20 protein-coding genes and 1 rRNA gene are annotated in these 14,182 nt (G+C 43.1%); 19 read left to right on the top strand and 2 right to left on the bottom strand.

Annotated features, from left to right (window positions below; all coding sequences use genetic code 11):
* The first annotated feature begins 16 nt into the window (after positions 1-16).
* The 16 genes from BMZ58_RS19275 (at position 17) to BMZ58_RS19200 (ending at position 10,737) form a co-directional block, all read left to right on the top strand.
* Positions 17-352, top strand: a complete 336-nt coding sequence (locus BMZ58_RS19275; RefSeq protein ID WP_035511657.1) for a KOW domain-containing RNA-binding protein — start codon at positions 17-19, stop codon at positions 350-352.
* Positions 330-548: a translation initiation factor IF-1 gene (gene infA / locus BMZ58_RS19270; RefSeq protein WP_008636026.1), complete on the top strand. Its 219-nt coding sequence runs from the start codon at positions 330-332 to the stop codon at positions 546-548. The genes BMZ58_RS19275 and infA overlap by 23 nt, the downstream gene beginning before the upstream one ends.
* 28 nt (positions 549-576) lie before the next feature.
* On the top strand, positions 577-690 hold the full coding sequence (gene rpmJ / locus BMZ58_RS19265; RefSeq protein WP_002509257.1) for a 50S ribosomal protein L36: 114 nt from the start codon (positions 577-579) through the stop codon (positions 688-690).
* 24 nt (positions 691-714) lie between these two features.
* Positions 715-1,080 carry a 30S ribosomal protein S13 gene (gene rpsM / locus BMZ58_RS19260; protein ID WP_075038164.1) on the top strand — a complete coding sequence of 122 codons (366 nt, stop codon included), beginning with the start codon at positions 715-717 and terminating at the stop codon, positions 1,078-1,080.
* A 30-nt stretch (positions 1,081-1,110) separates the two neighbouring features.
* Positions 1,111-1,506 (top strand): 30S ribosomal protein S11, encoded by a 396-nt coding sequence (gene rpsK, locus BMZ58_RS19255; RefSeq protein WP_075038163.1) that lies wholly within the window; start codon positions 1,111-1,113, stop codon positions 1,504-1,506.
* 179 nt (positions 1,507-1,685) lie between these two features.
* Positions 1,686-2,630 (top strand): DNA-directed RNA polymerase subunit alpha, encoded by a 945-nt coding sequence (locus BMZ58_RS19250; RefSeq protein WP_075038162.1) that lies wholly within the window; start codon positions 1,686-1,688, stop codon positions 2,628-2,630.
* A 46-nt stretch (positions 2,631-2,676) separates the two neighbouring features.
* Positions 2,677-3,036, top strand: coding sequence for a 50S ribosomal protein L17 (gene rplQ / locus BMZ58_RS19245; RefSeq protein WP_075038161.1), 360 nt, complete (start codon positions 2,677-2,679; stop codon positions 3,034-3,036).
* Between the two features lie 166 nt (positions 3,037-3,202).
* Entirely contained in the window at positions 3,203-4,042 is an 840-nt protein-coding gene (locus tag BMZ58_RS19240; protein ID WP_075038160.1) for an energy-coupling factor ABC transporter ATP-binding protein, read from the top strand.
* On the top strand, positions 4,018-4,890 hold the full coding sequence (locus BMZ58_RS19235) for an energy-coupling factor ABC transporter ATP-binding protein (RefSeq protein ID WP_075038159.1): 873 nt from the start codon (positions 4,018-4,020) through the stop codon (positions 4,888-4,890). Before BMZ58_RS19240 ends, BMZ58_RS19235 begins: the two co-directional genes overlap by 25 nt.
* Positions 4,883-5,680, top strand: a complete 798-nt coding sequence (locus BMZ58_RS19230; protein WP_075038158.1) for an energy-coupling factor transporter transmembrane component T family protein — start codon at positions 4,883-4,885, stop codon at positions 5,678-5,680. Before BMZ58_RS19235 ends, BMZ58_RS19230 begins: the two co-directional genes overlap by 8 nt.
* Positions 5,681-5,696: 16 nt before the next feature.
* Complete coding sequence (truA, locus tag BMZ58_RS19225) at positions 5,697-6,437, top strand: tRNA pseudouridine(38-40) synthase TruA (RefSeq protein WP_075038157.1); 741 nt, start codon at positions 5,697-5,699, stop codon at positions 6,435-6,437.
* A gap of 233 nt (positions 6,438-6,670) precedes the next feature.
* Positions 6,671-7,108: a 50S ribosomal protein L13 gene (gene rplM, locus BMZ58_RS19220; RefSeq protein ID WP_075038156.1), complete on the top strand. Its 438-nt coding sequence runs from the start codon at positions 6,671-6,673 to the stop codon at positions 7,106-7,108.
* Between the two features lie 17 nt (positions 7,109-7,125).
* The gene (rpsI, locus tag BMZ58_RS19215) at positions 7,126-7,518 is read left to right on the top strand and encodes a 30S ribosomal protein S9 (protein ID WP_075038155.1); all 393 of its coding nucleotides are present in this window, start codon (positions 7,126-7,128) and stop codon (positions 7,516-7,518) included.
* Between the two features lie 203 nt (positions 7,519-7,721).
* Positions 7,722-8,570, top strand: a complete 849-nt coding sequence (locus BMZ58_RS19210; protein ID WP_075038154.1) for a VOC family protein — start codon at positions 7,722-7,724, stop codon at positions 8,568-8,570.
* Between the two features lie 327 nt (positions 8,571-8,897).
* A complete protein-coding gene (cwlD, locus tag BMZ58_RS19205) occupies positions 8,898-9,608 on the top strand; it encodes an N-acetylmuramoyl-L-alanine amidase CwlD (RefSeq protein ID WP_075038210.1) in 711 nt (236 codons plus the stop codon).
* Positions 9,609-9,687: 79 nt separating this feature from the next.
* The gene (locus BMZ58_RS19200; RefSeq protein ID WP_075038153.1) at positions 9,688-10,737 is read left to right on the top strand and encodes an Mrp/NBP35 family ATP-binding protein; all 1,050 of its coding nucleotides are present in this window, start codon (positions 9,688-9,690) and stop codon (positions 10,735-10,737) included.
* Between the two features lie 222 nt (positions 10,738-10,959).
* Here BMZ58_RS19200 and gerD read toward each other — a convergent pair whose 3' ends face one another.
* On the bottom strand, positions 10,960-11,607 hold the full coding sequence (gerD, locus tag BMZ58_RS19195) for a spore germination lipoprotein GerD (RefSeq protein WP_075038152.1): 648 nt from the start codon (positions 11,605-11,607) through the stop codon (positions 10,960-10,962).
* Positions 11,608-11,746: 139 nt separating this feature from the next.
* Between gerD and BMZ58_RS19190 the strand changes: the two genes are divergently transcribed.
* Complete coding sequence (locus tag BMZ58_RS19190) at positions 11,747-12,346, top strand: KinB-signaling pathway activation protein (protein ID WP_075038151.1); 600 nt, start codon at positions 11,747-11,749, stop codon at positions 12,344-12,346.
* A 70-nt stretch (positions 12,347-12,416) separates the two neighbouring features.
* Here BMZ58_RS19190 and pdaB read toward each other — a convergent pair whose 3' ends face one another.
* On the bottom strand, positions 12,417-13,175 hold the full coding sequence (pdaB, locus tag BMZ58_RS19185) for a polysaccharide deacetylase family sporulation protein PdaB (RefSeq protein ID WP_075038150.1): 759 nt from the start codon (positions 13,173-13,175) through the stop codon (positions 12,417-12,419).
* A 120-nt stretch (positions 13,176-13,295) separates the two neighbouring features.
* Between pdaB and BMZ58_RS19180 the strand changes: the two genes are divergently transcribed.
* On the top strand, positions 13,296-13,517 hold the full coding sequence (locus tag BMZ58_RS19180) for a hypothetical protein (RefSeq protein WP_075038149.1): 222 nt from the start codon (positions 13,296-13,298) through the stop codon (positions 13,515-13,517).
* A gap of 423 nt (positions 13,518-13,940) precedes the next feature.
* Positions 13,941-14,182, top strand: a 16S ribosomal RNA gene (locus tag BMZ58_RS19175); the annotation flags it as partial.

Below are 14,182 nucleotides of genomic sequence, written 5' to 3'. Positions count from 1 at the left end.
ATGAAGGTGATCGTTTTTGAACGAATCTGAGTCGAGTCCACGAATAGGTCAAATTGTTCGTATTGTGCAGGGGCGTGAGGCAGGACAGTACGCGGTAGTAATCGATGTGCTGGATGGCCGCTTTGTGCTGCTTGCCGACGGAGAGAAACGTAAGTATGATCGACCAAAGAAAAAGAATTTGCAACACGTTGAGCTTATGGATTTCATCTCTCCGGAAGTCCAGGACAGCCTTCTGGAAACTGGTCGGGTCACAAATGGCAAGCTTCGATTTGCCGTATCAAAATATGTCAATGAAGCAGTGACTGATTTGAAGAAGGGAGATCAACTCGATGGCGAAAGACGATGTAATTGAAGTAGAAGGGACCGTCGTTGAAACCTTACCGAACGCGCAGTTCAAGGTTGAACTCGAGAACGGTCACTCCGTTTTAGCACACGTTTCTGGTAAAATTCGTATGCACTTCATTCGAATCTTACCTGGAGACAAGGTAACGGTAGAACTTTCCCCTTATGACTTAACTAAAGGACGTATTACGTACCGTTATAAATAAAACTCCGATATTAAAGGAGGTATGGATGATGAAGGTAAGGCCTTCTGTAAAACCAATTTGCGAAAAGTGCAAAGTCATCAAACGTAAAGGTAAAGTCATGGTTATCTGTGAAAACCCTAAGCATAAACAAAAACAAGGTTAAAACTGAAGGAGGTGCACGTAACTTATGGCACGTATTGCAGGTGTAGATATTCCACGTGATAAGCGCGTTGTCGTATCACTAACTTATGTCTATGGTATCGGTAAATCCCTTGCCAAAGACGTCCTAGCTGAAGCTGGTGTCTCTGAAAATACTCGTGTTCGTGATCTTACAGAAGATGAACTAGCTAAGATCCGTCAAGCTGTTGAACAACACAACACGGAAGGTGATCTTCGTCGTGAGAACTCTCTAAACATCAAACGTTTGATTGAGATCGGTTCTTACCGCGGTATCCGTCACCGTCGCGGACTTCCACTTCGTGGACAGAAGACGAAGAACAACTCTCGCACACGTAAAGGCCCACGTCGTACAGTGGCTAACAAGCGTAAATAAATAGCAACACAAAGGAGGTAAGCTAACTATATGGCACGTAAAGGAAACACTCGTAGTCGTAAACGTCGCGTGAAAAAGAATATAGAGACAGGTGTCGCGCACATCCGTTCTACTTTCAACAACACAATCGTAACGATCACCGATGTCCAAGGTAACGTAATCTCATGGAGTAGTGCTGGTTCTCTTGGTTTCAAAGGTTCCCGTAAGTCCACTCCATTCGCTGCTCAAATGGCTTCTGAAGCTGCAGCGAAAGATGCGATGGATAACGGCATGAAAACTCTAGAAGTAACAGTAAAAGGCCCTGGTGCTGGTCGTGAAGCAGCAATCCGTTCTCTACAAGCAGCAGGTCTTGATATTACGGCAATCCGTGACGTAACTCCAGTACCACACAATGGTTGCCGCCCACCAAAACGTCGTCGCGTATAATAGTTCTGAATAGAATTTGTCACCCTGTCTATAATGGGTTATGATAGCTTTTAATCAGCACCGCAATAGACAGAGAAAATATGCAGTTGTCTTTTTATCGGGACTGCCTACCTGAGGAATTTCGGTTAGACCTATCGTCTAACCGGGGTTTCGACGTTTTGAAGGAGTGTTTAGTGTAAATGATCGAAATTGAAAAGCCAAAGATTGAAACGGTCGAGATCAGCGATGAGTCTACTTTTGGTAAGTTCGTCGTAGAACCGCTAGAACGTGGGTATGGTACAACTCTAGGGAACTCCTTGCGTCGTATCCTGTTATCCTCACTTCCCGGCTCTGCTGTCACATCAGTTCAAATTGATGGAGTCCTTCATGAGTTTTCTACTATTGAAGGTGTCGTCGAGGATGTAACAACTGTCATTCTGAACCTAAAGAAACTAGCTTTGAAAGTTTATTCGGACGAAGAGAAGACTTTGGAGATCGATGTACAGGGTGAAGGTAACGTTACAGCAGCTGACATTACGCACGATAGTGATGTAGAAGTTCTGAATCCAGACCTTCATATTGCAACACTTGATAGTAATTCCAGCTTCCGTGCTCGTATTACAGCAGAACGCGGTCGAGGATATCGTCCGGCAGAAGGAAATAACCATGAGGATCTACCAATCGGCGTTATTCCAGTTGACTCTATCTTTACGCCAGTATCCCGTGTGACGTATCAAGTAGAGAACACTAGAATCGGTCAAACATCTAACTTCGATAAGTTGACGTTGGATGTATGGACGGACGGAAGTATTCGTCCAGAAGAAGCGATCTCTCTTGGGGCTAAAATCTATATGGAACACCTCAACATCTTTGTAGGCCTTACAGATGAAGCCCAAAAGGCTGAAATCATGGTTGAAAAAGAAGAGGACCAAAAAGAAAAAGTTCTGGAAATGACAATCGAAGAACTTGACCTTTCTGTCCGTTCTTACAACTGCTTGAAGCGCGCTGGCATCAACACAGTGCAAGAGCTTGCGAATAAGTCTGAAGAAGACATGATGAAGGTTCGAAACCTTGGTCGCAAGTCACTTGAAGAAGTGAAGCACAAGTTGGATGAATTGGGCTTAGGTCTAAGAAAAGAAGATTGATTTGATAGAACACATCTAAGAGATCCAGAAAAGGGAGGGATTATCAATGGCTAGAAAACTAGGACGTACTACAGATCAGCGTATGGCGCTACTTCGTAACTTAGCGACTGACCTGATCATTCATGAACGTTTAGAAACAACAGAAGCTAAAGCAAAAGAGCTTCGCCCTGTTGTAGAGAAAATGATTACACTAGGAAAACGCGGCGATCTACATGCCCGTCGTCAAGCTGAATCATTCCTTTATAACGCTCAAGCTGATGAAGAAGGAGAACAAACAGCTTTGCAAAAGCTATTCTCTGACATTGGCCCACGTTATGAAGACCGTCAAGGCGGCTACACTCGTGTACTTAAGCTAGGCGAGCGTAAAGGCGATGGAGCTAAAATTGCGATCATTGAACTAGTTTAATGAATACCATCGGGGTAAAAGGGCAGGACTGAATCTCATCGTGAGGTTACATCCAGCCCTTTTTTTATATCCAAATAATGAATGCTGTTGTCATATGTCGATTGGTTGATCGGATATGATGTCGCATTTCCCAGGAAATAGTCAGTTGAGCAGAGGAGGAACACAGATGGGAGAGAGACAAGTCGAGTTTCGCAACGTATCTTTTCGGTATCAGGAGGATATGCCCTGGGTTTTAAAAAATGTGAGCTTCACGATCGGTCCCAATGAATGGGTTGCCATCATTGGTCATAATGGTTCAGGTAAGTCGACCATTGCTAAATTGATGAATGGGCTTTTATTTCCTCAAGAGGGGGAAATATTCGTGGATGGCATGAAAGTATCCCAAGAGTCTGTATGGGATATCCGAAAAGAAGTAGGGATGGTATTTCAAAACCCAGATAACCAATTTGTTGGCACAACGGTACGTGATGATGTTGCATTTGGAATGGAAAACCACGGGATGCCGCGCGATCTGATGGTGGAACGCATTAAAGAAAGTTTAAAAGCTGTTCGGATGGAAGATTTTGAACGATACGAACCCCACCGTTTATCAGGAGGTCAAAAGCAACGTATTGCTATTGCCAGCGTTTTAGCTGTATCCCCTAAGTTCATCATTTTAGATGAGGCGACAGCTATGCTGGACCCCAAAGGAAGAAAAGAGATTATGCAAACCGTCCGGGAGGTACAGCAAGAAAGAGACCTTTCTCTAATCACCATTACTCACGACCTTCAAGAAGTGACACAAGCCTCAAGGGTTCTTGTCATGAATAGTGGTGAGGTATGGATGGAGGGATCACCGAGAGAAGTATTCTCTAGTAAAGATCATTTGACTGAAATTGGCTTGGATACTCCGTTTGTAAGCAAAATGGCAGACCACTTGAAAGCAGAAGGTGTGAGCCTTGCACGTGAGCCACTCAATCACCAGGAGTTATTGGAGGATTTATGGACATCTCGTTCGAACATGTAAGTTACATTTACCAACCGAATAGCCCGTTTGAGCATAGAGCTCTGAATGATATTACTTTTTCTATTAAATCAGGGTCCTATGTAGCTGTGATTGGACATACGGGATCCGGGAAATCCACGCTAATCCAACAATTGAACGGGTTGCTGCAACCGACAGAAGGAAGTATTCAAATCGGGAAATATAAGCTTCAGGCAGGGGAGAAAACCAAAAACCTGAGAGGCCTGAGGGAGCAGGTCGGGGTAGTATTCCAATATCCAGAGCACCAATTGTTTGAGGAAACCGTAGCCAAAGACATTGCTTTTGGGCCCCATAATTTTGGTGTTGAAAAAATGGAAATCGATCGAAGGATTAAAGAAGCAGTCCAGGCGACTAAGCTGCCAGATGAATTGCTTGAACGTTCCCCATTTGATTTGAGTGGTGGTCAAATGCGCAGGGTAGCGATATCTGGAGTCCTTGCCATGAACCCAGAGGTCCTTGTCTTAGACGAGCCGACCGCTGGTCTTGATCCTAGAGGGCAAAAGGATATCATGGATATGTTCAAAGACCTTCACAAGGAGAAAGGTTTGACGACGATATTGGTCACTCACAGCATGGAAGATGCGCTTGCATATGCGGATCATATCATCATCCTGAACCAAGGAGAAATATATAGGGAAGGGACACCCTTAGAGATTTTCAAGCAACACGATGCGCTTGAGAAAGTTCAACTTGATGTTCCTGAAGTGATGGACTTTTTAAGGAGAGCGAAGAAGGAATATGGAGTGGAGATCGAATATAGAGGGCAGGACATAGCCGAGTTAGCAAAAGAATTAACCCTTAAAGTGAGAGGGGACAGCGATCATGAGTAGTTCTATGATAATTGGTCAATATATACCAGCAGATTCCGTGATCCACCGCCTGGACCCTCGCTCGAAAATCGCTATTATCTTTTTCTATGTTGTGATCGTGTTTTTTGCTAACTCTGTTATGAGTTATGGTGTATTGACTCTTTTCGCTATTGGAAGTGCTTTGCTCTCCAAAGTGCCTTTCCGATACATCATGAAAGGTCTCAAGCCGGTCTGGTTTTTGATTCTGTTCACCTTCTTGCTCCATCTGTTTGTCACAAGGGAAGGCGATGTCGCTTTTTCTTTATTTGGATGGGATGTGTATAGAGAAGGTTTAATCCAAGGGGGAGCGATTTCTTTAAGGTTTTTCCTCTTGATTCTCGTAACCTCCCTTTTAACATTGACGACGACTCCTATTGAAATCACAGATGCGATTGAAGAGTTATTAGGTCCATTGAAAAAATTGAGGTTCCCTGTCCATGAATTGGCTCTAATGATGTCCATTTCCCTCCGCTTCATTCCTACTTTAATGCAGGAAACGGAAAAGATTTCTAAAGCACAAGCTTCAAGAGGAGTAGACTTTCGCACAGGCTCATTTAAAGACCGTGTGAGGGCTGTAGTCCCTCTATTGGTCCCTTTGTTCGTGAGTGCCTTCAAACGGGCTGAGGAGCTTGCTATGGCGATGGAAGCACGTGGGTACCAAGGAGGGGAAGGTAGAACCAAACTAAGGGAGCTGCAACTTACAAAAATAGATGTGCTCGTATACGGTGTGTTTGTTCTATTAGTGATCGCCTTATTCATGACAAGAAGCTAATGTGGAGGATAATGAAATGAGCAGATATCGTATGGTCGTCCGTTATGATGGCACGAATTATGTAGGATACCAAGTTCAACCTAATGGCAATACCATTCAAGCTGAGTTAGAGAAGGCGCTAAAAAAAGTACACAAAGGCGAACCGGTGAAAGTGACGGCTTCTGGTCGAACGGATGCTCGAGTGCATGCAATGGGGCAGGTAATTCATTTTGATACACCGCTTTCCATTCCTCCGGACAATTGGAAGCGTGCCCTCACTTCCATTTTGCCAGACGATATCCATATTAAGTCGGTCGAACAAGTAGCTGAAGATTTCCATGCTCGCTATGATACCATAGGGAAAGAGTATCGCTATTTTGTAAGAAACCACAAGGAGCCGGATTTATTCCGCAGGCATTATACCCATCACGTAAAAGCGTCACTTGATATGGATGCAATGGTAAAAGCCTGTCATTATTTAAAAGGAGAAAATGATTTTACTTCTTTTTGTTCTCCGAAGACAGATATTAAAGGAAGTAAAGTTCGTACCATTTATGAAGCGGATGTGAAGAAACAATTGGATGAAGTGATTTTCACATTCCGTGGCTCAGGCTTTCTTTATAATATGGTGCGAATTTTGGTAGGGACCCTTCTGGAGGTCGGGCGTAATGAACGTACGCCTGAAGATATATTGGCAATCATAGAGGCAAAAGACCGGGGGGCAGCTGGAAAGACAGCTCCTCCTCAAGGTTTGTTCTTATGGGAGGTATTCTATTAAGAATGTCGGAGCCGTGATTCAAAAATCCATGGATTTGGAATAGAGCTTTTTTAAAAAACAACGAATCCAGGTGTGCATGCCCTTGACATATGGTTGTGGAGTGTTATATTATATTCTATGGCATTTTATTTCTGTACCACGGTTAGCCCCGGAAAACTAATCGTATTTGAGATAAATGATAAAGCAGTTTTGACGTCTATGTGAAAATCAAACAATTCAGGAGGGAAACCGATATGCGCACAACTTTCATGGCAAATGAAAACAACGTTGAACGTAAATGGTATGTTGTGGATGCTGCAGGGCAAACACTTGGCCGTTTAGCGAGCGAAGTTGCTGCGATCCTTCGCGGTAAAAATAAACCAACATACACGCCACATGTTGATACAGGTGATCACGTTATCATCATCAACGCTGGTGAGATCCAACTTACAGGGAACAAAATCAACGATAAGATCTATTATCGTCACTCCAACCACGTTGGTGGTTTGAAATCCCGTACAGCTAACGAAATGCGTACGAAATACCCTGAGCAAATGCTGGAACTTGCTGTAAAAGGTATGCTTCCAAAAGGAAGTCTTGGACGTAAGATGGGCAAGAAACTTCATGTGTACGCTGGAGCGGAACACAAGCATGAAGCACAAAAACCAGAAGTTTATGAACTTCGCGGATAATTAAAGGAGGTAATCTAGTGGCACAAGTACAATACTCAGGTACTGGTCGTCGTAAGAGCTCAACTGCTCGTGTACGTCTTGTACCAGGAACTGGTCGTGTAGTAGTAAACAAACGTGATGCTGAAGACTTTTTCCCATATGAAACTCTTCGTATGATTCTGAAACAGCCTCTAGCTGTTACAGAAACAGAAGGTAACTATGATGTATATGTAAACGTAGATGGCGGTGGATTCACAGGACAAGCTGGTGCAATCCGTCACGGAATCGCTCGTGCTTTGTTACAAGCGGATCCTGAATACCGTACACCATTGAAGCGCGCAGGTCTATTGACTCGTGACGCACGTATGAAAGAGCGTAAGAAATACGGTCTTAAAGGTGCTCGTCGCGCTCCACAATTCTCCAAGCGTTAATCTTTGGATTATCAAAAAGACTCCCAACCGATTCGGTTGGGAGTCTTTTTTTCGTTTATAACTGATTAAGAATTACTCATAGTACGGAGTGTAACCCAATTGAGTAAACTTTCTTACGTGATAAAACCTTGGAGGCGTTTTGATTTGCGGCTTCTCCTTGGTCCCCTATACTATTAATAAAGGATATAACGAGGTGAGGAGCAATGATATTTCATGAGAAAGAAAACATCCATGTCAATCAGGTCACATTAAAAGTGGTGGACATGGATGTATCGCTTGATTTCTATACCAATGTCATCGGTTTTCAGGTCTGGAAGAAATCATCAGGTAGCGTCTCTCTCAGTGCAGGGGACTCAAGACCGTTATTAGTTCTAGAAGAAGGGGGAGAGATCATTTCCTCTTCTCGTAGAACGACTGGACTTTATCATTTCGCTCTATTGCTCCCTGAGAAAACAGACCTTGCTGACTTGGTTAAACGTTTGATCAAGATGGGGATCCCATTAGGTTCATCTGATCACCTTGTCAGTGAAGCGGTTTACTTCTCAGACCCTGATGGGAACGGGATTGAGGTTTATATTGATCGTCCTTCATCTATGTGGGAATGGAGAGATGGCGAGGTTAAAATGGCTGTCGATCCATTAGATTTTGAGGAATTATTTCGATTTGAAACCAATAGCGGGTGGGTTGGTTTGCCGGAAAGAACGGTCATGGGACATATTCATCTCCATGTTTCAGATCTTGAGGCAGCGAAACAGTTTTATTGTGATGGTCTCGGTTTGGAAATTGTCAGTCGGTTAGGTAATCAAGCATTGTTCATTTCTTCAGAAGGATATCACCACCATATCGGACTCAATACGTGGAAAGGGGCGGGTGCACCTCCTCCTGAGGAAAGCGAAGCAGGTTTAAAATGGTACGACATTCACTTTCCGGATAGCTATTCAAGGAAGGAAGCGGTACAACGAATTCGAACTATGGGGTCCCGTGTTTGGGAAGAGGCAGGAATCATTTACACGTTGGATCCATCAGAAAATAATATTCGATTGCTTTTATAAAGTTATGGATACAGCCGTGCTCGGTGAATAGGTATAAAAAGGGTGGGGCCTTAATCCAGTACTTCTTATGTGGCGGCTTACTAAACCCCTACTGTTAGAAAAAGTATCTCAGGTGCAAATTTATGTACTGTATCGAAAGTGACTACACTCCATTAGAATAAGTTTAAGCAAAGAGGGCTGACAGGGAAAGATACTTTTCCCTTAAGGTCCTCTCTTTTTAGTTAATTCTTAAGAACAGCACAATAGGTCTCACATATTTGTCCACTCCACTCCATATAGTGATTATGGGAGGAGTATAAGGGAGTGTGAGGCATGTTAATCCGGAGAATGAAAACATTTTTGTGGCTTGTAGGTATCATTGTGCTCGTCTGTGTAGTCTCTTACCCAATTCAGGAAGTGAAAGACGCATGGACGGTGTGGTCATCCCCTCTTTCAGGCAAGGTGATTGTGCTTGATCCTGGACACGGAGGACCGGATGCTGGTGCATCAGGTAAAGATGGGACGGAAGAAAAAGATATTACATTGCAGATGGCTGAGTATTTACGAGATTATTTGCAACAAGCAGGTGCCCTCGTTTATTTAACTCGTGATGATGATAACGATCTTGCTTCGGACGAGGCCGAAAAAGCAAGGAGAAGACAGGCAGAAGATGTCCGCAACCGTGTCCAGTATATCCAGGAAAAAGAAGCGGATCTATATATCAGCCTTCATTTAAATGCGATTCCATCCGAGAAATGGAGCGGGGCCCAAACCTTTTACTATCCTAAGAATTCAGAAAGTAAAAATTTAGCCAAATTCATACAGTCTGAAATCAAAGAAAACGTTGGGGGAACGAAGCGGGATACATTCGGACTTTCTAATATTTATATCCTCAAGCATGCAAAAACTCCTGGTGTCTTGGTGGAGGCAGGGTTTTTGTCTAACCCAAGAGAACGGGAATTATTAAAAACTGATGATTATCAAAGGAAGATGTCAGCCTCCATTTACCAGGGTGTACTTCGCTATGTAACGGAGAGGGAAATTTCTTCTGAGGATTGATTCAAGCAAATCCCTTAGAAAGCGTTTCATATATGTTATACTAGCTGTAATGAAACATTTTTTAAGGATGGTGAACCGCTTGTTGACAGAAGAGAAAGTACTAGGAATCCTTCATTCAATCGAAGATCCGTTTTTACATAAAACGTTGGAAGAAACCGGTGGAGTGGAAGAAATAAAAATTAAAGAAGAGAAGAATCATGTCAGTGTGAAGATTCTCATTGGTAAGACGAATACTGCTGAGCAGATGGAATTACAGCAAAAAATCGTCAATGCACTGAAAAGTGGAGGAGCTGCAACAGTCGGCTTACGATTCGATCAGCTTCCTGATGAGGTCATACAGCAATTCCAGCCAGAAGCGGAAGGGGCAGAAGCTTCTTTGCTTGGCGGGAACACAGGAACCAAGTTCATCTCGATTGCTAGTGGCAAAGGCGGTGTAGGGAAATCTACCGTTACCGTTAACCTGGCTGTCGCTCTTACCCGCCTTGGTAAAAAGGTAGGAATCATTGATGCTGATATTTATGGGTTTAGTGTTCCAGATATGATGGGAGTCGAAGAGCGACCGGTCGTACGTGGGGAGAAAATTATCCCCGTTGAGCGTTTCGGTGTCAAAGTAGTGTCTATGGGCTTCTTTGTTGAAGATAACTCTCCAATCATATGGCGTGGACCTATGCTTGGAAAAATGCTGACAAGTTTCTTTAAAGAGGTGGAGTGGGGAGACTTAGATTATCTTCTTCTTGACCTGCCGCCAGGAACTGGGGATGTAGCACTGGATGTCCACTCCATGCTTCCATCTTCTAAAGAGATTATAGTTACTACACCACACCCGACCGCTGCATTTGTTGCTGCCCGGGCAGGACAGATGGCATTGAAGACAGAGCATGAGATTCTCGGTGTTGTGGAAAACATGGCTTATTTTGAAAGTAAAGAAACGGGAAACAAAGAATTCATCTTTGGACGTGGCGGTGGAGTGAAACTCGCAGAAACACTGAAAACAGGAGTATTAGGACATATCCCGCTTCAGCAACCATATGAGGAGGAAGATGTCTTTGCTCCATCTGTTTATCAGAGTGATCACCCAATAGGAAAGGTTTATCGAAACATGGCTGCTAAGGTTATTGATAAGTATTGAAAAATCACGCACTCCTTTTAAGGGAGTGCGTGATTTTTTTGAGGGAAGGAGAGAGAATTTCAATGAATAAACCTCTACGGATGGCGGCATTCGGCTCGCCCCGCCCCGACCAATTACCTTACCAACGATTGGCATTGAGAAGAGGCAAGGTACCCTCATTCTTCAAACCGTTTTGCTCTGACAATTCGAGGCTTCCATGGACAGGCCTGATATTGCAACTTTTTATCCGCCTTGGCCATTTCCGCCGCCACCGCCACCGCCGCCACTTTCTCCACCACTGCCTTGCTCGCTTTGGCCGCCGGAGGATTCAGACCCTCCGCCACCGCTTTGCATCTTTTCCGCGGCTTTAAGCAGTGTTTCGCTCATCTTGGCTTGGAAAACGGGACTATTCAATGTTTCTTCAATGGTCTTTTCTAAGTGTGCTCTAAACTTTTGGCCCTCCATGACGGTTACCATTTGATCCATCATTTCCGGGTTTTTATATAATTCGATCATCAACTTCTGATACTCAGCATCCTTCATGAGCCCTTTCATCAATTTCTTTTGTTGCTCTTCAAGGACTTTGCTGAACTCTTGGACGAATTTAGGATCGGAAAACAGTTTGCTCCAAAATGCTTTTCCTTCTTCTGATACAAGCGTCTTTTGAACAGCCTGTGAAACAACTTCTGACTCAAGTGCCATCGATTGTTGCATTTTTTCATCAGAAAGGACTTCAGTCATGGCTTTCTTTCCATCATCTGACTTCAGAATGTCAACGACCATTTTCTTTGTTGTATCATAATCCGCCTGTTCACTTGCTCCTGTTGCTCCATTACAAGCGGCTAGGAAAACAAGGATAAGGACGGGACACAATAAGCGGAGTTTGGACATTATCGCATGTCCCCTTTCTTATGTTCTCCTTAGTATTAATATCTGCGTTTCGACAAATTTTATACGACTAGAGGAAAAAAGGGCCGCTTCATGGTAAAATACGATGGAATAGTCTTTTGTTTAATAGGGGGAAACTTTTGTGAATAGTCGTAAATGGGTAAGGTTGTTTTTAACGACCTTATTGATCGGCGGCCTCATCACGTTGATCATCAGTTTTGTTATCAAATATGACTCATATGCTGAAGTGCTGCAACCTTTTCAGTTATTCGAGCTCTTCGGATTATTGTTATTTTTCTCAGGGTTAGGATTTATATTCAGTATCCTCAGTCAGATGGGTTTTTTTGCTTATCTTACTCTTAATCAATTCGGAAAAGGGCTTTTTCGTTCCTTGTGGGTTCCAGTTCAAGTGTTTCTGATCGCCTTTGCCTTATTCGATCTTGTGTATTTTAGGTATCAAGCAGCTGATGATGGCTCTGTTTGGCCGTTTTTTTGGACAACACTAGGATTGTTCGTTCTTTCCGTGATTGTTGCATATGTAAAAGCGAAAGAAACCAATAAGGGGGCGTTTGTCCCTGCCTTATTTTTCATGGTCGTTGTAACAGCAATTGAATGGGTCCCAGCATTAAGGGCGCAAGATAGTGATTATATATGGTTGATGGTCATCCCTCTCTTTATATGTAATGCTTATCAATTGCTTCTATTGCATCGTTTGACGAATACATCAACAAAAAACGTATAACATAAGAAAGCCGCTGCTTGGCAGCGGCTTTCTTATGGATGAATATGGACGGATTTTCTGGAATCTTTATTTAGTCGACTTGTGTAGTTTCTGATTCTCCACCACTGACAAGTTCCGTGATGCTGACAAATTTCAGCCCCTTTTGCTTAAGGCCGGGAAGAATGACTTCTAAAGCTTTTGGTGTCTGTTTGACTGAGTCAGAAGCATGCATAAGGATGATATCCCCTTTGGAACCTTCGTTCAAAACTGCATCTATAATGGTATTCGTTCCGGGGTTTTCCCAATCCCTTGTATTGAGACTCCATTGAACAGCCTGCATCCCCTGGTCTTCAATCATTTTCAACACCTCTTTATCCATATGACCATGAGGTGGCCTGATCCATTTTATGTTTTCGTGTCCTAACTTTTCAAATATTTCTTTCGCCTGGTTCATATCTGCCCGCACTTGCTGAGGCTCTTGTTCGAGATAACTCTCGTATTTATAACCCATCATTCCGATTTCATGCTTCCCTTCATGAATTTTAGTTATAATATCCGGGTGACGTTCCGCCCATTCCCCACTTACAAAGAAAGTCGCCTGAGCATTATGCGCTTCTAATTGCTTTAAGATATCATGAACCTTGTCCGTTCCCCAGCTTATATTAAAAGTGAGAGCGACTTGCGAATGTTTTTCACTCCCTTGTGTCAAAGCGCGTGGTTCTCCATTGTTTGAGAATACGGGGAGCTGACTCCACTGGCCGACCCAAAGTAAAAGAGCGCAAAATAATGCCAGGACGACAACGACTCCATATCGTTTTAAACGCTCGGTCTTCCAAGTATAGAAACTCATTGCCCGACTCACCTTCCTTCCAATATGTTCTATACATATGAAAAAAAGGACAACCTATGCTAAAAACACAGAAATTAGGGTAAAAATAAAGAGAGTTGTTCAACAGGGAGGTCCATATAGATGCATGGTTTAATCATTGATGAACAAGAACGTAGAGAGATCGAATACTTATTAAAGCGAGAAATGGAAGAAATCACATTTGACCTAGGAGATCACCGAATCGATCAGGGGCTCAAGAGGGCAATGGAAGATCGGTATGAAGTTTTATTTCAAATTTTCCGTAGATTCGCGACAAGAGAAGAATGCCTACAATATATGCCTCGTAAGAAGAAACAAAACTAACTTAAATGAGAAAAGCCCTATGGTTCATCAGGGCTTTTTTCTCCTTCTCTCAAATAATTTTTAAGGAATTTCAAAAAAAGCATTGCAATATCTTTTTGTCCTATGCTATATTATTAAACGTTGTCGGGAAAACAGAAAAGAGCAGTCGTCAACTGAAACTTATTAAAAAAGTTGTTGACACTGAATGGCAGACATGATAAATTATTATTTGTCGCCAAGACGGCATCAAAATTAATCACAAGAAGTTGTTGACAAAAACGATGGAAAGTGATAAATTAATTAAGTCGCTAACAAAGCGGCAAACAAAACATTTGATCTTTGAAAACTGAACGAACCAACCAGTACGTCAAGAAATTCCTTCTATTATAGAAGTGAATCAAAACAAGCACATTCGGTGTGCAAATGAGCAAGTCAAACTTAACTTTTATGGAGAGTTTGATCCTGGCTCAGGACGAACGCTGGCGGCGTGCCTAATACATGCAAGTCGAGCGCGGGAAGCGAGTGGATCCTCATCTGAGGTGAAGCTCGTGGAACGAGCGGCGGACGGGTGAGTAACACGTGGGCAACCTGCCTGTAAGACCGGAATAACCCCGGGAAACCGGGGCTAATGCCGGGTAATACTTTTCTTCGCATGAAGGAAAGTTGAAAGATGGCTTCTCGCTATC

Source organism: Halobacillus dabanensis (assembly GCF_900114165.1).
Lineage (GTDB): Bacteria > Bacillota > Bacilli > Bacillales > Halobacillaceae > Halobacillus > Halobacillus dabanensis.
The sequence above is the reverse complement of the archived record's forward strand: the minus strand, read 5'-3'. Positions and strand labels throughout refer to the sequence as shown.

Bases quoted from the DNA above. Each gene is read 5' to 3' on its own strand.
- infA (WP_008636026.1), top strand. From the start codon at position 330: ATGGCGAAAGACGATGTAATTGAAGTAGAAGGGACCGTCGTTGAAACC.
- rpmJ (WP_002509257.1), top strand. From the start codon at position 577: ATGAAGGTAAGGCCTTCTGTAAAACCAATTTGCGAAAAGTGCAAAGTC.
- rpsM (WP_075038164.1), top strand. From the start codon at position 715: ATGGCACGTATTGCAGGTGTAGATATTCCACGTGATAAGCGCGTTGTC.
- rpsK (WP_075038163.1), top strand. From the start codon at position 1,111: ATGGCACGTAAAGGAAACACTCGTAGTCGTAAACGTCGCGTGAAAAAG.
- BMZ58_RS19250 (WP_075038162.1), top strand. From the start codon at position 1,686: ATGATCGAAATTGAAAAGCCAAAGATTGAAACGGTCGAGATCAGCGAT.
- rplQ (WP_075038161.1), top strand. From the start codon at position 2,677: ATGGCTAGAAAACTAGGACGTACTACAGATCAGCGTATGGCGCTACTT.
- BMZ58_RS19240 (WP_075038160.1), top strand. From the start codon at position 3,203: ATGGGAGAGAGACAAGTCGAGTTTCGCAACGTATCTTTTCGGTATCAG.
- BMZ58_RS19235 (WP_075038159.1), top strand. From the start codon at position 4,018: ATGGACATCTCGTTCGAACATGTAAGTTACATTTACCAACCGAATAGC.
- BMZ58_RS19230 (WP_075038158.1), top strand. From the start codon at position 4,883: ATGAGTAGTTCTATGATAATTGGTCAATATATACCAGCAGATTCCGTG.
- truA (WP_075038157.1), top strand. From the start codon at position 5,697: ATGAGCAGATATCGTATGGTCGTCCGTTATGATGGCACGAATTATGTA.
- rplM (WP_075038156.1), top strand. From the start codon at position 6,671: ATGCGCACAACTTTCATGGCAAATGAAAACAACGTTGAACGTAAATGG.
- BMZ58_RS19210 (WP_075038154.1), top strand. From the start codon at position 7,722: ATGATATTTCATGAGAAAGAAAACATCCATGTCAATCAGGTCACATTA.
- cwlD (WP_075038210.1), top strand. From the start codon at position 8,898: ATGAAAACATTTTTGTGGCTTGTAGGTATCATTGTGCTCGTCTGTGTA.
- gerD (WP_075038152.1), bottom strand. From the start codon at position 11,607: ATGTCCAAACTCCGCTTATTGTGTCCCGTCCTTATCCTTGTTTTCCTA.
- pdaB (WP_075038150.1), bottom strand. From the start codon at position 13,175: ATGAGTTTCTATACTTGGAAGACCGAGCGTTTAAAACGATATGGAGTC.
- BMZ58_RS19180 (WP_075038149.1), top strand. From the start codon at position 13,296: ATGCATGGTTTAATCATTGATGAACAAGAACGTAGAGAGATCGAATAC.